Annotated in this window: 14 protein-coding genes; 6 read left to right on the forward strand and 8 right to left on the reverse strand. The window is 70.4% G+C overall.

Annotation, left to right across the window (positions count from 1 at the left end; all coding sequences use genetic code 11):
- Positions 1–2: 2 nt before the first annotated feature.
- Both IPQ09_03925 and IPQ09_03930 read right to left on the reverse strand, forming a co-directional pair.
- Positions 3–4,784 carry a hypothetical protein gene (locus IPQ09_03925; GenBank protein MBL0193369.1) on the reverse strand — a complete coding sequence of 1,594 codons (4,782 nt, stop codon included), beginning with the start codon at positions 4,782–4,784 and terminating at the stop codon, positions 3–5.
- Positions 4,777–5,793, reverse strand: a complete 1,017-nt coding sequence (locus IPQ09_03930; protein ID MBL0193370.1) for a DUF4132 domain-containing protein — start codon at positions 5,791–5,793, stop codon at positions 4,777–4,779. The genes IPQ09_03925 and IPQ09_03930 overlap by 8 nt, the downstream gene beginning before the upstream one ends.
- A gap of 133 nt (positions 5,794–5,926) precedes the next feature.
- Between IPQ09_03930 and IPQ09_03935 the strand changes: the two genes are divergently transcribed.
- The gene (locus IPQ09_03935; protein ID MBL0193371.1) at positions 5,927–7,135 is read left to right on the forward strand and encodes a hypothetical protein; all 1,209 of its coding nucleotides are present in this window, start codon (positions 5,927–5,929) and stop codon (positions 7,133–7,135) included.
- A gap of 1 nt (position 7,136) precedes the next feature.
- Here IPQ09_03935 and IPQ09_03940 read toward each other — a convergent pair whose 3' ends face one another.
- Both IPQ09_03940 and IPQ09_03945 read right to left on the reverse strand, forming a co-directional pair.
- Positions 7,137–8,582, reverse strand: coding sequence for an MFS transporter (locus IPQ09_03940; protein MBL0193372.1), 1,446 nt, complete (start codon positions 8,580–8,582; stop codon positions 7,137–7,139).
- Positions 8,583–8,602: 20 nt separating this feature from the next.
- Positions 8,603–9,592 (reverse strand): glycoside hydrolase family 130 protein, encoded by a 990-nt coding sequence (locus IPQ09_03945; GenBank protein MBL0193373.1) that lies wholly within the window; start codon positions 9,590–9,592, stop codon positions 8,603–8,605.
- Positions 9,593–9,907: 315 nt separating this feature from the next.
- On the opposite strand from IPQ09_03945, the gene IPQ09_03950 reads away from it, so the two are divergent.
- On the forward strand, positions 9,908–10,996 hold the full coding sequence (locus IPQ09_03950) for a glycosyltransferase (protein MBL0193374.1): 1,089 nt from the start codon (positions 9,908–9,910) through the stop codon (positions 10,994–10,996).
- A 28-nt stretch (positions 10,997–11,024) separates the two neighbouring features.
- Here the strand turns inward: IPQ09_03950 and IPQ09_03955 are convergent, their stop codons facing one another.
- The 4 genes from IPQ09_03955 to IPQ09_03970 all read right to left on the reverse strand — a co-directional run bounded on the left by IPQ09_03955 (position 11,025) and on the right by IPQ09_03970 (position 15,434).
- Complete coding sequence (locus IPQ09_03955) at positions 11,025–12,215, reverse strand: glycosyltransferase (protein MBL0193375.1); 1,191 nt, start codon at positions 12,213–12,215, stop codon at positions 11,025–11,027.
- Entirely contained in the window at positions 12,212–13,072 is an 861-nt protein-coding gene (locus tag IPQ09_03960; GenBank protein ID MBL0193376.1) for a polysaccharide deacetylase family protein, read from the reverse strand. The genes IPQ09_03955 and IPQ09_03960 overlap by 4 nt, the downstream gene beginning before the upstream one ends.
- Complete coding sequence (locus IPQ09_03965) at positions 13,069–13,818, reverse strand: WecB/TagA/CpsF family glycosyltransferase (protein MBL0193377.1); 750 nt, start codon at positions 13,816–13,818, stop codon at positions 13,069–13,071. Before IPQ09_03965 ends, IPQ09_03960 begins: the two co-directional genes overlap by 4 nt.
- An 893-nt stretch (positions 13,819–14,711) precedes the next feature.
- Complete coding sequence (locus IPQ09_03970) at positions 14,712–15,434, reverse strand: hypothetical protein (GenBank protein MBL0193378.1); 723 nt, start codon at positions 15,432–15,434, stop codon at positions 14,712–14,714.
- Between the two features lie 217 nt (positions 15,435–15,651).
- On the opposite strand from IPQ09_03970, the gene IPQ09_03975 reads away from it, so the two are divergent.
- The 4 genes from IPQ09_03975 (at position 15,652) to IPQ09_03990 (ending at position 21,608) form a co-directional block, all read left to right on the forward strand.
- Positions 15,652–16,995, forward strand: coding sequence for a right-handed parallel beta-helix repeat-containing protein (locus IPQ09_03975; protein MBL0193379.1), 1,344 nt, complete (start codon positions 15,652–15,654; stop codon positions 16,993–16,995).
- Positions 16,992–18,107: a hypothetical protein gene (locus IPQ09_03980; protein MBL0193380.1), complete on the forward strand. Its 1,116-nt coding sequence runs from the start codon at positions 16,992–16,994 to the stop codon at positions 18,105–18,107. The genes IPQ09_03975 and IPQ09_03980 overlap by 4 nt, the downstream gene beginning before the upstream one ends.
- 443 nt (positions 18,108–18,550) lie before the next feature.
- Positions 18,551–20,359 (forward strand): alkaline phosphatase family protein, encoded by a 1,809-nt coding sequence (locus tag IPQ09_03985; protein MBL0193381.1) that lies wholly within the window; start codon positions 18,551–18,553, stop codon positions 20,357–20,359.
- 37 nt (positions 20,360–20,396) lie between these two features.
- The gene (locus IPQ09_03990; GenBank protein ID MBL0193382.1) at positions 20,397–21,608 is read left to right on the forward strand and encodes a glycosyltransferase family 1 protein; all 1,212 of its coding nucleotides are present in this window, start codon (positions 20,397–20,399) and stop codon (positions 21,606–21,608) included.
- The last annotated feature ends 8 nt before the right edge of the window (positions 21,609–21,616 follow it).

Consider the following 21,616-nt stretch of genomic DNA (forward strand, 5'->3'; position numbering starts at 1 on the left):
ACCTACTTCTTCCTCTTCGTGACGTCCTCGAAGCCGGGCTTGTCCCCCGAGGCCCAGCGCTCGAAGGCGCGCGCGTAGAGCGCGTGGGGCGCAGACGTCATCGTCGGCCGATCGAAGGAGACCCGATCGTAGAGCGGCAGCTTGTACGTCTCGATCGCGGTCGCGCGCTCCCAGCCCCCGGGCAAGAAGACGTCGCGTCCGGCGCGCTCGCGCTTGCCCTCGACGAGGAGCTTCTTCTTCACGAGCGCGGCGGCGGCCTTGTCGTAGTGGGCAGTCTTCCAGCCGTTGAAGGCGAGGAGGCTCTTCTTCTTCGGGTCTGGCAGGGCCAACATCTGGAGGTAGAGCGCGGCGGCGTCGTCGTCGAGGCCGGCGGCGTCGCGGAGCTTCTCGACCGTCGCCTTCGCCGAGAGCAAGGGATTGGCCTCGTACGAGCCCTCGGGCACCGGGGACTTGGCGATGCGCGCGACGAGCTCCTCGCACTCTTTCGAGAGGAGGTAGTAGGCGCCCTTCGCCCCCTCGACCCCGTAGAGATCGTCGTCGTCTGCCGGGCTCAGGTAGGGGAGGAGGTCCGCCCGGCGCGCGCGAACGCTCGCGGTGCGCACGGCGAACGCGACGCCGTCCTCCGCGGCGTCGTCCACCGCGACGACGAAGCCGTTGTCGCGGCCCTCGCGCTCGGTGTTTCGTCCCGAGACGTTGATCTTCTTGCCGCCGACCTGGTCGAGCAGCGAGGCACGTTTCTTCGCTTCCTCCTCGTACCGATCTCCGAGGGGGAGCAGGAAGTCGGGAAGCTCGAGGACCCTGGTGACGGCTTGGTAGAGCGCAGGGACCGCCTGCACGTAGGGATCACCGACGGGGAGCGTCGTCGCGAGATAGGGGATCAGCATGGCGGCCGTGGCGACGACGTCCGCGCAGAAGAACGAACCGGAGTGGCCAATGGCGTCCCAGGGGACAGGGCTTGGTCGCGGGACGAGTAGGGGATTTTCCGGGTCGGTCGCGGTCAGGAGGAGCGTCAGCGCCTTTCGCGCGCCGAGCTCCGTGCGGCACTCCTTGTCGACGCGGGCCACGAGCTCTTCACGGAGCGTCACGCTCTTGCCGAAGAGCGCCTTGGCGGTCCGAACGAGCGCGCGCGGGACGCTCGTCTCGTCCGAGGCGGGCGCCCAGTACCCGGTCGCCTCGCGCACGTTCGCGGCCCCCGCGACGAGCGCGAGGAGCTGGTCGTCGGGGAGCGCGCGGAGCTTCTCCTTGGCGCGCGCGGCGTCGGTGACCTTGAGATCGAGGGTGGCTCGGAGCTCCTTGCCGAGGAAGTCGTGCTGGTATTGGCCGAACTTCGGCAGGCCGGCGAGGACGAGCGCGACCTCGGCGGCCGTGAGGCTCGTCTCGCCCGTCACGAGCGCGAGCGCCGTCGGGTCGTGCGGTGCGGCGCCGTCCGCGTCGAGCTTCGCGAGAAGATCGTCGATGAAGGCTCTGTCGTCCGGGATCGTCACGGTCTCTTTGGACGTGAGGGTCGCGTCGGCGGGCAGAGGGAACTTGTCACCGGCGGCCAGCACGAAGACCTTCTGGGTCGGCTCGTCTTCGTCTTCGTCCGGCATGCGCGCGTAGAGGAGCGCCTCGCCTGCGCTCGCGAGCCAGGTGTCTTTCCCCTTTGGGCGTGTGAGGAACGACGAGCCCGTCTTCACGGCGAGCTCGGCCCGCGTGACCGTTTGTCCGAGGAGTCGGCAGTCCCGGAGCGCGACCAGGAGATCGCGGAGCGTCTTTCGCTCGCTCTCGCCTGTCGCGCTGCGCGTCGACGCGAAGCCGGCGAGCTTCACCAGATGTTCGACCTGCAGGTGCCACGACACGCGGGAGCAGGTGAGCTTTCCGCGCTTCTGGTCGAGGAAGGCGTCGGCGACGACCGCCATGTCGGTGGTGCAGAAGCCGTCCTCCCAGCCGTCGGTAGGCAGGAGCGGTAGCGCCTCCACGAGGTCGTCGTCGGGGACGCCCCCGCTCTCGGCCTTCCCTCGGTCCTGCAGCGCCGCGAGCTCGTGCGCTCGCTCGGCGGCGATCTTCGCGATCTTCGCCACGCCGCGCTGGATGACCTCGTTCTTCACGCCGGGGAGGTGGGCCTTCACCGCGGCGAGCGCGTGGGTGAGCGCCTCGTCGTCCGCGTCGTCCTCCATCGCCCCGAGGAGCAGCGCGGCGGCCGCTTCGTCGGTGACGGCGCGCAGCGCTCGACTGGACTCTTCGTCGCGCGGGCCGAGGTAGTGGAGCCAGTACTCTCTTGGGAGGAGCTTGAAGCCCGCCGTGGGCCACTCGTCGTTCCCGAACGCGCCCGTCGGGGCCTCGTCTGCCGCCTCCCCGGCCTCGCCGGTCGTGGGGCCGTAGATCGAGAAATCGTCGCTCTCGGTGTCGGACCACGCGCGCGAGACCGAGAGCGCGCGCAGGTCGTCCGTGCCTGGCCAGTCGACCAGTGCGTCAGGCTTGAAGCTGCCTCGCCGGGTCTTCCCATCGATCCGCACGATCTCGAACGCACCGCTCTTCGAGCGGCGGACGTAGTGACCGACGAGCCCGCCCTTCTCGCCGAGCAAGGAGGACGCGCAGCCCGGGAGCGGCATGAGGCGCACCTCGAGCAGAGTGAGCCCGTCGTCCTTCTCCGAGGCCTCACGGACGAAGTCGGGCCAGGACGCTCGCCCGGTCTTGCCGGTCTTTGGGTCGTATTCGGTGAGATTGAGCCGGTCGTGCCACTCGATGCGTCCTTGCCAGTAGCCCTTGCCGTCGGAGGCGAAGGCCTGGGCCTCGATCTTGGCCGGGGTGTCGCCCGCGTGGAGGCAAGCTCCGCCGAGCGTCACGCCGCCGCCCTCCACGCCGACCGCCTCGGCGATCCCGCGGAGGCGCAGCTGCGACGCAAACGGGGTCTTGGCGTGGCGCGCCCACACGGCCCGCGCCTCGCTCGCGGCCGAGTCGTAGAAGCCGACGAGGAGATCTCCGTCGAGGTAGGCGATCGCGCTCGCCTCCTTCGCGATCGTAGGCAGATCGAGGTCTTTGAGGTGCCTCTTCCCCTCGAAGACGACCACCTTGCGGCCCGACCGCAGGATCGGGTGCTGCCGGGTCCCGTGGAGCTCGATCTCGTCTTTCGGGCCAGAGAGGCGCGCGAGCGCGGCCTCGAACTCGGGCCACGTGAGCTCGTCGAACACCCCGCCGCGCAGGGTGCGCCCGAGGGCGGCTCCGACCTGCACGCGATCGAGCGCGACGGCGGCCTCGGGGAACTCGAGGAAGGTCGCTCCGCTCGTGCTCTCGGTGAGCGTCTCGAGGCTGCTCTTCAGCTGCGGGAGCGCCCCTTGGGTGAGCTGGGCGACGAGGCTCGCGAGGTGAGCCCTCCGCGCCTCGACGAGCCCTACTTTGCCTTTGGCGCGCGTCTCGAAATCCGGGCGCCCGAACTGCTGCGCGACCGCGGACGCGAGGAGCTTCCCGTACTCGGGGTGCGCGGCGAGGAGGACAGGGTCCTTCCAGAACATGTCCCCGAGCGCGACGTCGGGCGACTCGCCCTTGGGCGGCGCGAGCGGGAGGCCGAGCTCCAAAGCGGCCTCGAGCACGTCGGGGGAGTACGTGCCGTCGTCGCCCCAGCGCTGGTACGAGGCCAGGTCGAGGGGTTCCCCGAGAGCTCCCAGGGCGGGCGCGAGCTGCGCGAAGAGCTCGAAGTACAGCTCCGGCAGGCGCTCTTCGCGATCACCCCACTCGTCCGAGAAGGTCACGAAGCGCGTCAGCGCCGAGAGCCACCGCGCCGCTTCGCCTGCGCCCTCGAGCCTGGCCACGGCCTCGGTCGCGCCCAGGTCCGCGAGGAGCTCGAGCCAAGACGGCAGGAACTTGGCGAAGCCTCGGGGCTCGGGGAAGAGCCAGAGCACCCTATGGAGCACGTCGCGCGAAGCGCGGGCGAGCTCGAGCAGCTTCGGACGGTACGCTGCCCAGAAGTCCGGGGGCGCCTTCTTCAGCGCCGGCGAGGACAAGATCTCCTTCAGGAAGGACGCCTCGGCTTCGGGCCCTCGCTTCGCGGCCTTCGCGAGCTTCGCGAGCTCCTTGGCCATGCCGGTCCAAGGGGGGATCCCCGCCCGGATACGCTGCACGGCGAGCTCGAGAAATCGCCTCTCTCCCTCCACCGCGCCGAACGCCTTCACGAGATCGTCGGCATACCCCGCGAGCGACTTGGCGGGGACCGCACCGACGGCGGTGAACTCGAGATACGCGGCGGCGCGGCGATCCTCGTCGACCGGGAGCTTGTATTCGCGCTCCGCCGTGCGCGCCTTCTCGAAGCACTGCGACGCGAACGTCGTCGCGTCCTCCGCGACGAAGACGCGCCCGACCTCCTCCCAATACGAAGGCAGGAACGCCGGGACGCTCCGTTCGAGCTTGGTGGCGATCTCCGCGAAGGCGTCCCTGGCGTGTCCGGGCTTGGTCTTTGCGCGTGTGCCCGCCTTACGAAACTCCTTCATCACCTCCAGGGCGAAGCGCGCCTTGGTGGGGTGATGAACGAGCGCCCACGCAGGGAACCCCAGCGCGCGCTTGCGTGTGCGCCCGACGGGGATCTTCTCGCCAGCGTCGGTGAAGCCGAGCACCGACATCTCGGCCGTCAGGGCCGAGTCGAGCGACTCCTCCACCAGTCGGACGACCACGCGCTCGGCCATCGCGGGGTGTCGAAAGGACCTGGCGACCAGCTCTCCCGTAGTCGCAGGATCGGTCTTCGCGGAGCGTCGGGCGATCCCGCCTGCGCGCACCAGCAACGTGTCGGCGGACTCCGGCTTCGGCTCAGGCATCGTCGTCCTCGTCTTTCTTTTCCACAGCGCGCTTCCCGTAGATCGCGCTCGCCATTCGCATGCCCTCGGAGAAGGCGATCGGAGGCACGTCTTTCACCAGGATCGTGTCTCCGGAGGCGTCGACCCACATGAGCCCCTCGGTCACGACCTCGTCCATCGAGTCGTCTCCGCCGAGCCAGAAGCGCGCCTCGGTGGTCTTCCCACCCTCGAAGACACGGCACGCCGCCCAGCCGCCAGCCGTCCGATAGCCGAGCGACTTCGCGGCCCCGCGCGCGTGCGAGAGCTGCTCGAACTTCCCGCCGCGGAACGACGCGATCTCCTCTTGTTCGGGGCCGAGCTCGTTCGGCTTGGTGAAGACCTCACGGAAGAGCTGCTTCTGGCCCTGCGAGAAGCTTAGCTCGGCGGCGAGACCGCGGAGCTCTTCCAGGTCGGCGAGCAGGATCGGGTGGGGCACGACGAACGCCTCGGCCTTCGTCCAGATCGTCTCGCCGTCCAGATCGACGACGCCGACTCCCTTCTTCGCGTCGACCCCCTTGAGGAAGCCCGTGACGGAGGCCTCCCCGGTCGCCTTTGGTTCGACGACGACGACGAGGTTTTCGAGCGAGCGTCGGTACGACTCGTCCGGCCACGCCGCGAGGAGCACGGCGGTCGGTGTGGGCATCGAGCGGAGCATCCAACCCTCGACCGTCTGCGAGACCTCGCGCTCATGGGCCTTCAGGAAGTCGACCACGGCGAGGAGCTGCTCGCCGACCTCGCCGTCGCGGAGGTCTTTCGGGACGCTGCCGAGGACCTGCCCCTTCGCGTTCCGGCAGATCAGCGTCCCGTCCCGCAGCCCGAGGGCGTAGCCTCTGCCGGCGTCGACGAAGCCGTCGTGGCTGGCGCCCGGAGCTGCGGCCGGAGCGCGCTCCCCGGCGTCACCGGCCGCGCTCGCCTTCGCTCGACCAGCGCCCTTCTTGCCATTCGTAGCGACCGAGGTCGCCACGGCCCCTGCGGATTTCTTGGTAGCCACGGATCGAACGGTACACGAGTTGGCCGCGGGCCTCAGCCGGGACGTGGGCGCTCAGCTCGCGCGGCCGAGCGCCTCCACGAGGCGACGTCAGCGACCAGCGCCGCGCGGCGCACAAAGACGCTAAGGTTCGGGAATGTCGGGCCCGTTGACTCGTGGGCGCCTCGTCGGCCTCGGCGGGGGCGTCGGCCTCGTCTCTTTGGTGGCGGTGACCGCGGCCTGCGCGCGACACGAGCCCCTCGTCGCGCCGCGCGCGGTCCCCGCCCCGGGCGCGGCGCCGAGGTTCGTCGGGCGCTTCGATTTCCAGGACCCCGCCGGCCCCCGCTTCGCGTGGTCCACGTCGACGATCGAGGCGGCGTTCAAGGGGACGGGGATCGCGATGCGCCTGCGCGCGGCGCCCCTCGAGCCGCACGACGTCACGATCGACGGCAAGCGAGTGACGCTGCGCGAGTCGACGACCTCGTACACCGTGCGAGTCGACGAGCAGCCCCCGTTCACGATCGCGGTCGGCGCGGCTCGGGAACGCTACGAGCTTGCGACGGGGCTCGCGCCCGCTCGCGTGCACACGGTCTCGGTCACGCGCGACGCCGAGGCCTTCGCGGGTATCCACCAGTTCCTCGGGTTCGAGGTCCAGCAGGGCGCGCTCGTCCCGCCCCGCGCGAGGCCGCTGCGCATCGAGATCCTGGGAGACTCGATCACCTGCGGCTACGGGGTCCTCGGCCGCGACGCGAGCTGCCCGTTCACCTACGCGACCGAGAACGCCAGCCTGGCCTACGGCGCGCTCCTTGGCCGGGCTCTCGACGCCGACGTCACCACGGCGTGCTGGTCGGGCAAGGGGGTGTACCGAAACTACGACGTCGACGGCCTGCCTACGATGCCCGACCTGTTCGAGCTCGCCGTGCCGGTGAAGAAGGGGGTGAAGAAGGGCATGGGTACGCCGTGGTCGTTCGAGGCCGCGCCGAAGCCTCACGCGGTGGTCCTCCACCTTGGCGCCAACGATTTTTTCGCCGACGGCGACCACGACGGCAAGCCCGACCCCATCGACCACGGGGCGTTCGAGCAGGCCTACGCGCGGCTGCTCGCCCGCGTCCGCGCGGTGGCGGCCGGCGCGCCGATTCTTGTCGTCCTCGCCCCGATGCTGAAGGGCGCGCTGCGGGAGGACGCGCGCGCCACGCTCGCGCGGATCGTGGGGGCCCGCCGTGAGGCCGGCGACGACCGGGTCGTGTTCGTCGAAGGCGAGCCGCAAGGCGAGTCGGTAGGGTGCGACTCCCACCCGAACGTGGAGACCCAGCAGGCCCTCGCCGGGGCGCTCGAGCGGGCACTCCGCGCGGCGCTCTCGCGCTGAGTCAGTCGGCCGGATCGGGTCGACGCCTCTTCAGCTCCGCGTGGATCTCGGCGACCCTCGCCTCGTTCAGTGGATAGAACAGGAAGATGACGATCGAGAGGGCGCCGAGCGCCGCGGGATAGAGGCTCATCAGCCGGACGAGGCTGCCCTTGACCGCCTCGCTCGGGTGCTCGTTGGCGACGAAGCCGACCACCTGCAGGAGCTGGAAGGCGACGAAGGCGCCCAGCGCCCAGCCGACCTTCTGGCTCATCGTCGAGGCCGAAAAGACGAGCGCGGTCGTGCGGCGACCGCTCTTCCACTCGCCGAAGTCGGCGGTGTCGGCGTACATCGCCCACATGAGCACGGGGATCGGCGCGCCCAAGAAGTTGCCGAGGATCTCCAGCGCGAAGATCGCCCCGAGCTGACCTGGGCGAAGGAAGAAGTAGGAGGCCGTGGAGACGATCTGCAGCGCGAACAGCCCCACGAAGAGGCGCCTCTTGGGGACCTTGGGGGCGATCAGGCTCACCACGACGACCCCACCCACGGAGGCGGCCTGGCCGAGCGTGTTGAACGTCGACACGAGCCCCTCGAGCGTGAACGCGTGACCGAGGAACGGCAGCGGTGTCTCGGGCGAGCCATTGAAGACGAAGTACTTGAAGTAGTGCGTGGACACCGAGCCGCGGAGCGCCACGAAGAGGATCCACGTGAGCGTCGTGCAGAGCAACAGCACCCACGGCCGATTGGTCACGAGGCACTTCAGATCACGCAGCACCGACGCCTTCTCCTCGGGCGGCGTCTGGATGCGCTCCTTGGTGCCGAAGGCCGTGACGAGGAAGAAACCGATGGCGACGAGACCCACGACGACGAAGGCGAGCTGCCAGCCGCGCTGCGGGTCCTTGTCACCGCCCAGCGCCGACACCATCGGCAGGAGCGCCGCCGAGATCACCATGCCCGCGGAGAAGGCGAAGACGAACTTGAGCGACGCGAGCCGCGTGCGCTCGACCGGATCGCGGGTCATCACGCCCATGAGCGCCGTGTAGGGGATGTTCACGGTGGTGTAGAGCACCATCAGGGCGTTGTAGGTGAGATAGGCCCACACGAGCTTGCCAGTCGGACCGAAGTCGGGCGTCGTGAACGTGAGCACCCCGAAGATCGCGAGCGGCACGCACCCGAAAAGGATGAACGGGCGGAACTTACCCCAACGCGACTCGGTGCGGTCGGCCACCATCCCGAGCATGGGGTCGTTGACCCCGTCGAAGACGCGGCTCACGAGCAGCATGGTGGCGAGCGACCCGGCCGTGATGCCGAAGACGTCGGTGTAGTAATAGGGCAGATAGCGCATGAACGTCTGCCAGTAGAGGACCGAGGCGAAGTCGCCGCACCCGAACGCGAGCATCTCGCGGAAGGGCAGCTTGGCGTCCTCAGGGGCCTGGGGAGCGTCCTGGGGAGGTGCCGAAGGCTGGGTCATGGCGGCCGGGGCAAGTCGGACTATTTCCCGAGGGGGTGGTCCTGGATGAAGCGCACGATCTCTTCGACGTGACCGAAGCACACCGCCGACACCGTATCGGCCGCTCCGTAGTAAATCGCGAGCCGCCCCGTCTCGCTGTCGCACAGACAGCCCACCGGGAAGCACACACCCGGAACGAAGCCGGCGACCTCGTAGGGGGCCTCCGGGCAGAGCAGCGCCTGCTTGGCCGAGGCGACGACCTTCCAGGGCTGCTCGAGGTCGAGCAACATCCCGCTTATCGAATAGACGAACCCGTTACACGTGGTGGTGACCGCGTGATAGATGAGCAGCCAGCCCTCGCTGGTCTCGATGGGCGAGGGGCCTGCGCCGATTTTTGTGCCCTGAAACCAGGGCCAGCCGCGGCTGATGACGTGACGGTGCCTGCCCCAGTGCACGAGGTCGGGGCTCTCGCTCGTGAAGATGTCGCCGAAGGGGGTGTGGCCGGTGTCGGAGGGGCGACTGAGCATGAGAAACTTGCCATTCACCTTTCGGGGGAACAGCACGCCGTTGCGGTTGTACGGCAGGAAGGCGTTCTCGAGCTGCTCGAAATTCACGAAGTCGGTCGTGCGGGCCACGCCGATCGTGGGGCCGTGATAGCCGTTGCACCAGGTGATGTAGTGCACGCCGTCGATCTCGGTGACCCTGGGATCGTAGGCATACTCCTGCTTGCCGATCTCGGGATCGTCGCACCGAAACTCGATCGGCTTGGGCTCGAAGGTGAACTTGAGCCCGTCCGGGCTCCGGCCCACGTGCAGGCGGGGGATACGGTCCATGCCCTCCGTGCGGAAGACACCCACGAACTCGCCCTGCCACGGCACGACCGCGCTGTTGTAGATGCCCGTCACGTGCGGAAGGGGCCTCCGGCCGATGATCGGGTTTGCGTCGTAGCGCCAGAGCAGGTCCGAGTCGCCCGCGGCGCGGGCTTGCCAGGGAATGTTGGGGAGAGCGTGACCGACGATCTCGAGCTTCATTGGACGAGGTGACCCGGCAGAGTAGAGAGGAGGGCGAGGGGCGGGCGAGGGGCGGGCCGGAGAGCGCGCTCCTGGGCACGCGCCACGGTGCCTCGCTTCCCCTCCCACCGCAAGGGGAAGCGCAGAAGGCGGGGAGAGGGTCAGGTACAGTGCGCTCGGCGGAGGCCCACCCACTGTACTGGGTGTACTGTACTGCACTGTTTCCGAGAGACTCTCGACGCGTTACCGTGGACGCCCACGAGCCTTGATGGGGCCCCCAGTGTTTTGGGTGGCACGCGCGTTGCTGCTTTGGGTGGAGTCGGTGGAGTGAAGAACATGAAGTCCGAGCGTTCCCCCGCGGTCCACGCGAGCCCGAAGGACGCGAGCGCGTCGCACATGGGCCAGCCGTCGCGCGTGCGCGCTTCGGTCGTTATCCCCACCTACAACCGCAAGGCGCCGCTGGCTCGTCTGCTGGAGAGCCTCGCGAGGCAGACGCTCCGCCGCGAAGAGCTCGAGGTCGTCGTGGTCGACGACGGGTCCGACGAGGACGCCACCGCGGTCGTCGCTCCCTTCGCCGACGCGCTTCAGGTGTCGGTGCTGCGCCAGGAGAACGCCGGCGTCGCCGTGGCGCGACAGAATGGGGTGCTCCGGGCCGTGGGCCCCGTGATTGTCTTTCTCGACGACGACATGCGCGTGCGCGAAGACTTCGTCGCGCGGCACCTCGCCGTGCACGAGGAGGGGCCCGGGCGCGTCGTGATGGGGGAGCTGACGCCCGATCCGGGCATCCATGAAATGCCGCTCTTCGAGCGGTTCTACGCGCACATCCTCTCGCGCAAGGCCAGAGAGATCTCCGTGACCGGGACCTTCGAGGGGCACGACGTCTACACCGGCAACCTCTCGCTTCCGCGGGAGCTCTTCTTGCGGGTTGGGGGCTTCGACCCCGCGTTCTGGCTGGAGGACGCGGAGCTTGGCGTGCGGCTCGAGCAGGCTGGCGCGCGCTTCGTCTTCTCGCGCGCGGCCGCGGCCGTCCATGGGTCGGACCACACGTCGCTCGAGCGATGGCTCGCGCGAAACGTCAAGGACGGTCGGGATTGGGTGAGGCTGATGCGAAGGCACCCCGCCGCGCTGCGCGCGAGCCCATGGCGCCACCTGACGGCCGCGAACCCCCTCGCTCGCCCCTTCTTCGCGGCCGCGCTCGCGTTCCCCGACGGCGCGCCTGTCCTCGCGCGGCTGGTCTATCGCGGAGCGCAGGGGGCCGAAGCCGTGGGGCTCGACCGCGTCGCCGTGGCCGCCACAACCGTCGTCTACGGCGTCCAGTACTTCGTCGGCGTGCGACGAGAGACAGGCACTCTCCGCGACGTCCTAAGGGCCTACCTCGCGTATCGCGGGGCGCTCCGCGCGCGTTGCGGCGCGCGAGCCGCGTGAGGCGCGCGAGCCGCGTGAGGCGCCGCCTTCAGCGGTCGCGCGGTGTGCGCACCCAGGCCGCGTCGCGGGCGGCAGCGCGCCACGTCGCGCCCGTGAGGCACAGCTTCCACACCACGTAGAACGGAACCCCGAGGAGCGCCACCAGGTGGGGGCGCCGCGCGGGCATGACGACCAGCGCCAGGAGCACGTGAAGCGCCACCACGCCTAGCCCTGCGAGCGACAGCCCACGCACGACCCACGAGCCGCAGAGCGCGGCGACCAGCAGCAGCGCGACGTGCCAGGCCAGGGGCAGGAGACAGAGATCGAGGAGGGGGTCGAGCAGCCGCCAATGCTGCGTGAGAGCCCGCCGCAGCAGCGACGGTGCGCGGTCGACGAGGAGGCGCAACCGTCCTCCCTCCCAGCGCGCGCGCTGCTGACCGGCGGAGGCTCGCCCGCTTGGCACGTCACCGCGCACCGTGGCGTCGTCCACCCAGCGCACCCGCAGCCCGGCGCGTACGAGGAGCTGATGGTACTCGACGTCCTCGACGATCGAGCTCGCGGTGTAGGGTACGGCCTGCAGGGTGCGCCGCGAGAGCGCGAAACCGTTTCCGAGGATCCCGACGGAGAGGCCGAGCGCCGCGCGGCCGCGCGGTCGAACGACGTTCCATGCGCCCGCGGCGACGTCGGCCAGGGCCGCGCGGTGGCTCCCTGCGGCGTCGCGCACCACGTAGCGGCACTGGAGCGCGTCAGCGCCGGCCACCATGGCGCGTCGCATCGTGGCGAGAAATCCGGGCTCCACGTCGGTGTCTGCGTCGACGACGACGAGCCAGTCGGCGTCCCGACACGCGGCGAAGCCAAATGCGAGCGCGGGGCCCTTGCCTCGATGCGCCGGATCGGTCCGCTCGAGGACGTCGACGCCGGCCGAGAGTGCCACGGCGGCGGTGTCGTCGGAGCAGTTGTCGGCGACCACCACGATGCGGGCCTGCGCGTCGTCGACGACCTCGGCCTGCAGGCGCCGGAGGGTGCGGAGAATTCCCTTCGACTCGTCGTGCGCAGGTACCACGATCACGACTCGCACCGGCGCGCCGCCGCCGCCGTCCCCAGGCTGCCCGCGACGAGCTTGGTCGCCCTCACGTCGCGTGGGGGAGGCGGCTGCCGCGGTGAGCGCGGCGAGATACACCGCGCCGGGCGCCACGAGCGCCAGGGCCGCGGCACCGAGCACCGTGACGAGCCCGCTCACGGGGCCCCTCGCGCGAGGACTCGGCCCGTTGTCGCGATGGCGCCCTCGACGTGGCGCCAGCCGTCCATGGCGCCTCGGCAGAGCGCTGGAAAGAGCCAGTCGGGGTCTCCTCCCTCGACCTTCACGCGCGTGAGGGTGAGCGCGTCGTCGCCCGCGCGAACGGGACCGTGCTCCGCCGTGAAGGCCACGCGATAGCCAGCTTCGCAAAGGATGGCGCGCGTCTCGGGCGTATGGTCCCCGCGCATCCCGTAGGGATACGCGAGCGCGGTCACCGCATGCCCGAGTGTCGACTCGAGGAGCTCGCGCGAGCGGAGCGCCTCTTCGCGCGCGGCGGCGAGTCCGAGCGCGCCGAGCGATCGATGGGTGAGCCCGTGCGACGCGATCTCGACGCCGTGGGCCTCGACCCTGGAGAGCTCGTCGAACGTGAGGAAGCGCTCGGGGACGTCCGCGGGGTGTCCGGTGCCGATCCGGCCGGCGGCGACGAAGGCGACGGCCGGCACTCCGTGACGAGCGAGGATCGGCGCGGCCACGCGCAGGAGGCTCTCGAAGCCATCGTCGATGGTCACGAGGACCGAGCCGTCGCGGAGGTCTGTCTGCCCCGCCACGAACCGCTCGATCTCCGAGAGCGAGACCGCGAGCCCCGCCCCGGCAAGATGCGCCACGTGCCGCTCGAAGTCGCGGGCGCTCACCGCGAACGGGTCACGCTGGAGATCGCCGAAGCGGTGGTATGTGACGACGCGGGCCGCAGACGGCCCGCGCGGCGGCGAGAGTCGGCGAGCCCACGAGGCGCCCAGCGCGAGCCCACGGCGGGCGACCTTCTTCGCGACCCAGCGGCTCCTCGAGATCGCGGTCGTCACGGCAGCCACCTCTCGAGCTTGGCTCGCCACTGGTGGAGCGTGTCCATCGCGACCCGCGCGAGAAACCTCGGGTTCCCCATCAGGTAACGCCGCATCTTGTGGGGCTGCTGGAGCATGATGTGGACCCACTCCATCCCGAGCTTACGCATCCAGAGCGGCGCGCGCGCGAGGTGTCCCCCCCAGTACTCGAAGAGGCCCCCCACCGCCATGCACACCGGCACGTCCAGCTCGTGCGCGTGCTCCTTGATCCATCGCTCTTGAACGGGGTGCCCCATGCCCACGAGCAGCACGTCGGGGCGAGCCTCGTTGATGTGGCGCACGAGGTCCGCCGTCTCTTGCTCGGACAGGTAGCCGTGGTGGGCTCCCGCGAGCGTCCAGCCCGGGAAGAGCGCCTCCGCGCGGAGCGAGGCGCGGCCGATGAGCTCCGGTGTCGAACCGAGCAGGAAGAACCGATAGCCCCGCCCGGCGAACGCCGCGAACAACGCGGGGACGAGGTCCGTGCCGTTGACGTTGCCGCGGAGGTGAACTCCCCTCGCGCGGGCGGCCCACCGCACGCCGGTGCCGTCACCGAAGACGTGATCGGCGCTGTTCAAGACGTCACGGAAGTCCGGATCGTCGCACGCGCAGTTCAGAGTGTTTGCGTTCGCGAAGTAGACGCGCCACGCCCGCCGCGAGTTGGAGCGCACGCGAATCCGCTCGTGCAGGAGGTCGATCGCCTCGACCAGCGTGAGGTCGGTGATGTTCACGCCAAGCACCGAGAGCCGGCCATCTCGGTAATGAGCCTGCGTCCGGTCACCTCTGAGGGTGCCCGGCGCCAGGATCCTCCTCAGGTGTCGTGCCCCCCGTCGGCGTCGCTTGCCGTACTTGCTCGTTCGCACCGTTCGCACACCTGGCGACAGTGCACGCCACGTGCCACCGTCGCCTGGCGGCCGCCCAAGGACACCGAGCACACGTTCGCGCGCTGAACCCGAGGTCCACCCGCGCCACTCGCGCGCGCGGCGCCGCGCCGGGTGGCACCTCGTCGCGGCGCGATGCGCCGATGTGCAGCCTCGCGCACAAATGCGCAGTCGTCTGCCCACGAGCTTGAACGGAGAGAGGTTTCTCCACAAGTGGTGGCACGAGCCGGCGCGCGCTCCTCCAACACCGGCGCGCCTCTGGCCGGCGGTCGGCTGTCGAGGCTCCGACACTGGACATCGGGAGCCATCCGAGAGCTCCGCGTAGCCGAGGGGGCGGACAAGTCGCCCTTCTAGCACGGCACCGTCACCCACACCGTGAACGCGCGAGATCTCTACACGGGAATGCCGGAGCGGCTCGTCCCGCCGGCGGGCGCCTCGGGTCGTAGGGAAGAACCGAGCGCTGCCCGTCACCGAGCTGTCCGCAGCCAACCACCCGAGCGGGCGAGGCTCGCCATCGTCGAGCGGGACGTCGCGAGACCCACGCGGCCCAGGCGTCCCACGGACCACGGCGCCGTCGACCTCCACGCGCAGCGCGCGATGAGCAGCCCACACCTTCGGAGCGCCGCACTCTCTCAGCAGGCGGGAGGTTCAGTCGAGCGCTGATAGGAAGCCAACCCGGGGGGCGAGCCCACAGTGAAGAGCGTGAACAAGCCGAGGCCGCGCGGCCGTAGAGGTCCGGGCGGCTACCAGCGCTGCACGCCGAGCGAGAGGCCTACGGTCGCCCCCGCGACGTCCGGCGCCTCCAGCGGGGCCAGGTAGACCGAAGGGCCCGCCACGTCCGCTTGCCTCCGAACGGGCACGCTGCGACCAAAGGCCAGCGAGAGGAGCATCGACGAGACCCCCGCGATCTGGAGCGCCGAGCTCGTGTAGAGGAGTCCCTTCGTGGTGCTCGAGAGCCGAGATCCGCTGGGGTTGAGCACGCTGTCGCGAGGGTGGGAGTTGGCGAAGGTGATAGGCCCCGCGAACGGGATGAGGAGCTGCATCGCGCCGTGCTGTCCGTTGCAGAGATAGCCCGACCTGTCGCCTTTCAGCGACCCGACGATGCAGGGAATCCCTAGCGTGAAGAAGAGGCCGACGACGCGCACGATGAACCCCCCCGTGCTCGGCAATCCGGCCGCAACATTTGGCAGGTAGCCGATCCCGGTCAAGCCCGCGCCCAGGAACAGCATGGGCTGGTTCGCGACCCAGGTCGTGCGAGGCGCCTCCTCCACGGGGGGCGTGGAGGGCGATCCCTTCCAGGGGTCCCATGCAGGCCCAGCGGGCGCGAGGGGCGGGGCGGCTTCGACCGCGGCTTGCCCTGACGCCGGCGACGAGGGCGGCGGGCTCGCGTCGCCGTCCGCCGCGCGCGCGTCCGAGCAGGCGAGCAGGCAACCGAAGAGGCACGCGGCGGTCGACAGGAGACGCATGGGCCGCTCTCTCGCATGCTGCGTGCCAGCGCTTGAGGGGCCTCCTACCTTGGCGATCGCGGCGCTCGGCGGACTCGACCGCGCCGTCCGGTGCAGTCGACCCGCGCGCAGCTGTGCAGCCGGCCGGGCAGTCGTGCAGTCGCTTGCACACTCTCGGCGCAAAGGCGCCCGCGATCGCGCAAGTCTGCGTGGCACGCGAGTTGCGATGGGAGTGCGCATGAAGCAGCTCCCCCTCCTCGTCACGACGCTCCTCCTCGCGGCCTGCTCGGCGGCCAAGACCACCGACTCCGCGCCACCCACGCCCCAGCCCGCGCCCGCGAGCGACGCGGGCGCCGACGCCACGGCGGACGGCGGGGCGGATCCGTGTCTGGGCGCGACGCCGCGCACCGTGCGCCTCGACCCGAAGACGGCCACGACCCGCGAGGTGCAGACCGCCTTCGTGAGCGCGCGCCCCGGCGACGTGATCGAGCTCGGCGAGGGCACGTTCAAGCTCGACAACACCCTCTCGCTCTCTGCGAGCTGCGTGACCGTGCGCGGCGCCGGGCGGGAGAAGACGATCCTCGACTTCGCGACGCAGGCCGCCGGGAGCGACGGCCTCTACGGGGATCACACGAGCCGCCTCGTGCTCGAGGGCTTCTCGGTGCGCGACGCGCGCGGCAACGCCATCAAGGTGCTGGGCGGGGAGGACCTCGTGTTCCGCGGACTCGGCACGTCCTGGACGGGCCCCGACCCCAGCAAGCACGGCGCGTATGGCCTCTATCCCATCCAGAGCAAGCGCGTGCTCATCGAGGACTGCGTCGCCACCGACGCGAGCGACTCGGGCATCTACGTGGGGCAGTCGTCCCACGTGGTCGTGCGCCGCAACCGCGCCGAGAGAAACGTGGCCGGCATCGAGATCGAGAACACCTTCTTCGCCGACGTGTACGAGAACGTCGCCACCGGCAACACCGCCGGAATCCTGGTGTTCGATCTGCCCGGCCTCCCGCAGGTCGGCGGCCACTCGGTGCGGGTCTTCAAGAACGAGCTCCGCGCCAACAACACCAAGAACTTCGCCCCGAAGGGCAACACTGTGGGCATCGTCCCTGCCGGCGTCGGCTTCTTCGTGATGGCCAATCACGACGTCGAGGTGTTCGAGAACACGTTCACCGACAACGTCACGTTCCACTCCGCGGTCGTCAGCTATTTCGTCACGCAGCTGCCCATCAACGACCCGAAGTACGACCCCTATCCCTCGCGCGTGTACCTCCACGACAACAAGTACGTGGGCGGCGGTGACGCGCCCGATTCGTCGAACGAGCTCGGGCAGCTCCTCCTGTTCAACCAGTCGGACTTCCCGGGAAAGATCATGTCGCGGGTCATGTACGACGGCGTCGTGGACGACAAGCGCCCCGCCTCGGCGAACCCGATGGAGATCTGCGTGAAGGCGAGCGCCGAGGCCACGTTCGCGAACGTCCACCTCGACACGATGAAGGGCCTCGACTTCACGCCCACGTTCGACGCCGAGAAGCACGCCTGCACCGCGCCGGTCCTCGCGCCCGTGACCTGGCCGGGGCTGAAGTGAAGGCCGGGGTCCTCGCGCTCGCGTGCGCGCTCGGCGGCCTCGGGGCGCTCGGACTGCCGGGCTGCTCCGATGGGGGAGTCGTGTCGGCACCTCCGGGCGCGTCGGACGCGGCCACGACGGACGTGGCGACCGGGGGATGTGTGCCGGGCGGCGTCGCCGACCTGTCCACGCCTCCCGAGGACCTCGCGAGCTACTGCGTGATCGACCTCGTCGACGGCCGTATCGTGCCCAAACCCGGGGTCTTGGCCTATTCGCTGAACACGCCGCTGTTCTCCGACCACGCGATCAAGGAGCGCACTGTGTGGGTGCCCGAGGGTGGCAAGGCCACGTCGACCGACGGGGAGGCGTACGACTTCCCCGTAGGGTCGATCATCACGAAGTCGTTCGGGTTCGCCGACGACCTCCGCAAGGCGACGCCGCGCATGCGGTGGATCGAGACCCGCGTGATGGCCAAGACCGCCACGGGCTGGAAGATGAACGCGTACACCTGGAATGACGCGCAGACCCGCGCGACGCTCGACGTGGCCGGCGGCGTCCACGAGGTCTCGTTCATCGACGCGCGCGGCGAGACGGTCGCGCCGAAGTACCTCGTTCCGAACGCGAACCAGTGCAAGAAGTGCCACCAGCGGGGCGCGGGCCTCGTGACGCTCGGCCCGACGCCCGCGAACCTGCGGCGCGACGAGCGCCTCGCTCGGTGGGTGGAGCGCGGCGTGCTCGAGCGCGTGCCCGAGGTGGCCGCGATGCCCGCGTGGGACGATCCTGCGGCCGGCACGGTGGAGACCCGCGCGCGCGCGTGGCTCGACGTAAACTGCGCCCACTGCCACCGAGAGGACGGCTCGGCCAACACCACGGGGCTCATCTTGCGCTTCGGCGAGCGCGATCCGTCGAAGCTCGGCGTGTGCAAGTCGCCCGTGGCCGCCGGCCGCGCCACGGGCGGTCTCGCGTTCGACGTGGTCCCGGGGCGTCCGGAGGAGTCGATCCTCGTGCATCGGCTCGAGTCGAACGAGCCCGCGGTGGCCATGCCGGAGATCGGGCGGAGCCTCGGCCACGCGGGGGCGATCGACCTCGTGCGCGGGTGGATCAAGGGGCTCCCGGGCGGGTGTGGGAGGTGATCCTGAGTGAGCAGTCGTCGGTACTAGTTGGCCGCGGCTCACCCACGCCTGGTACCGCAGCGGCGCGCAGGTGCGGCGGGGGCTCAAGTAGGGACTCGCGAAGTGGCTCATGAGGCGTCGCGAGCCGGAGGTCGCGGCGCGCTCGCGGCGTCTCGGGCGCTGCGCCGGAGCTCTGGTCGGGGCGCTCCTCCATGGCCCGCGTGCCCGAGGCGCAGGCGGTGGCGCACCAGTCGGGGCGCCGGGGCGCCGAGTCACACTCTGGCGCGGCCCGTGCAAGGGGCCGATCCCGTGGAGAAACCACCAACGCCGCCACGCGCATCGCGAACGTCCCCCAAAGCCCGCGCGCGCGGCGCTCGTGATTGTGCACGATCGTGCACACGTGATTGCCCACCGTGCAGCGCCCTGCGCGATGGACAGTGCGCGCGGATTGGAGCGCAGGTCTCGTGAGGCGCGCTCTCTACCACCCGCTCGCGTGGTTCCTTGGAGGAGCAGCGTACGGCCTCCTCGCCGCCATACGCCTCGAGCTCCTGGAGCCGGCCTGGGCCCCGCTCGTCGTCATGGCGTGCACGGGGTTCGCCTTCCTGGTGCCCGCGCTCCTCGCGCTCCTCGGCCGCCTCGCGCTCCACACGCTCGCGCGACGCCTCGGCCGAACGTCGACGACCTTCGCGACGAGCGGCTTGTCGCCGTCCGCGTCGCTCGTCGCGTCCCTCGGAAGTCTCGCTCTCTTCTGGACCGTCCTCTTCGTCGTCGGCGATCTTGTGGTCTCGCTCGCCTACCGCCACGAGTCGCCTGGCGCGCTCCTCGCCGCCCGATCGCTCGGGGCGCTCGGGGCGGGCGCGCTGGCTTGGTGGCTCGCTCGTCGCGCGGCTCTCCGAGCTCCGCGCGACGGGCTCCCTCGCGCCCGGGCGATCGCGCTCGGCGTCGGCGTCCTTGGGCTCGTCGCCTTTGGGGCAGCCCGGATCACGGCGCCCCCGCTCCCGCCTCCGCGCCCGACCGTCCCGGCGCCGCCCGAGCTCGCGATCCGAGATACCGGCCTCCGCGTGCTCCTCATCGGGCTCGACGCGGCCACGTGGAAGGTCGTCACCCCGATGGCTGTGGCGGGCGAGCTCCCTGCGATCGCCTCGCTCGAGGCACGTGGGGCCACGAGCACGGTGCACGCGCCCCCGCCGCGCCTCTCGCCCGTCAACTGGACTACGATCCTCACCGGGCGCCCCGAGCAGGAGCACGGGATCCACGACTACGTGCACGTGGCGCTGCCCGGGGTTCCGTCGTTCCCCTTCGAGAACATGCTGCGCGACAGGGCGCTCCTCCCATTCGCCTTCGCGACCCTCGGGGAGCAGCAGCTCGGCCTCGCCGTAGGCAACCCGCCCCCCAGCACGGCGGTGCGCACCCGCGCCCTCCCGCACATGCTCGCGGCTGGCAACCGTTCGTCCCTCGTGCTCGGAATGCCGTGCACCTGGCCGGTTGAGCCCCTCCCAGGTCTCGTGGTCTCGAACCGCTACATGCCCGGCGAATTCGACACCTTCGGGCACGAGGGGCCGCCGCCGGGGCGCCTGCATCCGCCCGACGCCGAGGCCTCGCTGTCCGCGCTCCGCGTGGACTCGGGCGGCGACCCCGCCCCCATGCTGCGCAAGCTCGGTATCGTCGACGACGCGAGCATCGCGGAGCTCGCCACGTGGCGTTACACGCGGCTGAACCACCTGCCGATGAGGCTCATGGCGGACATCCACGACTCCGACGAGACCTTCTTCGACGTGCTCGAGGCGCGCTGGCCGAGCGGTGAGTTCGGCTTCGGAGCGGCGCTCGTGAATGGCATCGACGTCTTCACTCACGCGTTCTGGGAAGAGCGTTATCCCGAGGAGTTCGGACACCCGAAGAGCCAGCACCCGGAGTGGGGCAAGCTCATCGGCGCCTACCATCGACTGGTCGACGCGCGCCTCGGCGCGCTGCTCGCGCGCCTCGATCCGCGCACGGTGGTGTTCGTCCTCTCCGACCACGGCATGGAGGCGAGCCCGGGCAACCTCGTGTGGCCCGGCTGGCACTCCGAGGAGGGGATCTTCATGGCCGCGGGCGCGCCCATTCGCCGCGGCGCTCGCGTCGAGAGGGTCGACTTCTTGGACGTCGCCCCGACCGTGCTCCACCTGCTCGGATACCCGGTCCCGAGGGATCTCAAGGGGCGCGTGCTCGAAGAGATCCTGGAGCCCGAGTTCTTGGCGCGCTTCCCGGTGCGCTCCATCGCGAGCTACGAGTGAAAGCGCGCGATGGCGCACCCCTTGCAATGGCTGGGGCATGAAGATCCTCCTCGCTTCGGTTGGTACCTACGGTGACGTCGGACCCCTCGTGTCCTATGGACGCGAGCTCCGGAAGAGCGGACACGAGGTGTGCCTCTGCACGACGGCCGAGTGGTCGGCGCTGGCCGAGCGGCACGGGCTAGACACGTTGCCGCTGCCAACGAGCGTGAGTCGCATGCTCGCGAGTAACGCCGACGTCATGGGCAGTCCGCTCCGCGCGACGCCCCGTCTCCTCCGCGACTTGTGCAGCTTGAGCGAGTCGATGTTCGACCCACTCCGCGCCGTGGCCGCCCGCTTCGACCGCATCGTGGGCTCCGGCGCGCAGCTCGCTGGCGTGACGGTCGCCGAGGGGATCGGGCTGCCCTACGTTCACCTGCTCCACGCCCCCAGCTGGTTTCCCTCGGGTCGCCACACGCCACCCGCGTTTCCCTTCCAGAGCGCCTCGCCCACCGTGAACGCCGCCCTCTGGCGGCTCTTCACCGCGGCCTTCCATCGCGCGACCTCGAGCGTCGTGAACCGCCAGCGCGCGACCTTCGGGCTGCGCCCCGTCGCCGATGTGTACGAGTCCTTCCGATCGGTGGCGGTGGTCTGTCAGGACGCCACGTTGGGCCCCGTCCCCGGGGACTGTGGGAGCGTGCGGTGCGTGCCGTACCTCGAGGCGCCCCACGAGGACGGAGGTCTCCCACCGGAGCTCGAGGCGTTCCTCGACCGAGGGCCTCGCCCGGTATTCGTCGGCTTCGGGAGCATGCCGGAGCGCCAGACGGGTGTGCTCGATCGCGTGCACACCGCGCTCCGTGAGGTCGGCGCGCGAGTGATCTACCAGGTGGGCGCGAGCGCACGCGCCCCGTCGAGCGACGCGCGCACGTTCGTCCTGCGTCGACGCGTGGCGCACTCGCTCCTCTTCCCACGCGTCCGCGCGTGCATCCACCACGGCGGCGCAGGCACCACCTATTCGATCGCGCGCGCCGGCGTCCCGCAGATCGTGATGCCTCAGCTCCTCGACCAGTTCTATTGGGGTCAGCGGGTGCACGATCTCGGGCTCGGGCCGCGCCCGCTCTCCTTCACGCGACCGGGTCGCCGCGCGCTCCGAGGCGCCATGGCTTCGGTGTTGCAAGACGCTCGCTTCGACGCCGAGGCCCAGCGCTCGGCGAGACGGATCACACCCTCGGGCGGCTCGCAGTTGAGCGCCCTCCTCGGAATCCACGCCTGAGCGAGAGC

This window comes from Myxococcales bacterium (assembly GCA_016720545.1).
Lineage (GTDB): Bacteria > Myxococcota_A > Polyangia > Polyangiales > Polyangiaceae > JAAFHV01.

What these genes read in the sequence shown, in the direction of transcription:
- IPQ09_03940 (MBL0193372.1), bottom strand. Translation starts at nt 8,582, where the DNA reads ATGACCCAGCCTTCGGCACCTCCCCAGGACGCTCCCCAGGCCCCTGAG.
- IPQ09_03950 (MBL0193374.1), top strand. Translation starts at nt 9,908, where the DNA reads ATGAAGTCCGAGCGTTCCCCCGCGGTCCACGCGAGCCCGAAGGACGCG.
- IPQ09_03970 (MBL0193378.1), bottom strand. Translation starts at nt 15,434, where the DNA reads ATGCGTCTCCTGTCGACCGCCGCGTGCCTCTTCGGTTGCCTGCTCGCC.
- IPQ09_03945 (MBL0193373.1), bottom strand. Translation starts at nt 9,592, where the DNA reads ATGAAGCTCGAGATCGTCGGTCACGCTCTCCCCAACATTCCCTGGCAA.
- IPQ09_03935 (MBL0193371.1), top strand. Translation starts at nt 5,927, where the DNA reads ATGTCGGGCCCGTTGACTCGTGGGCGCCTCGTCGGCCTCGGCGGGGGC.
- IPQ09_03925 (MBL0193369.1), bottom strand. Translation starts at nt 4,784, where the DNA reads ATGCCTGAGCCGAAGCCGGAGTCCGCCGACACGTTGCTGGTGCGCGCA.
- IPQ09_03990 (MBL0193382.1), top strand. Translation starts at nt 20,397, where the DNA reads ATGAAGATCCTCCTCGCTTCGGTTGGTACCTACGGTGACGTCGGACCC.
- IPQ09_03975 (MBL0193379.1), top strand. Translation starts at nt 15,652, where the DNA reads ATGAAGCAGCTCCCCCTCCTCGTCACGACGCTCCTCCTCGCGGCCTGC.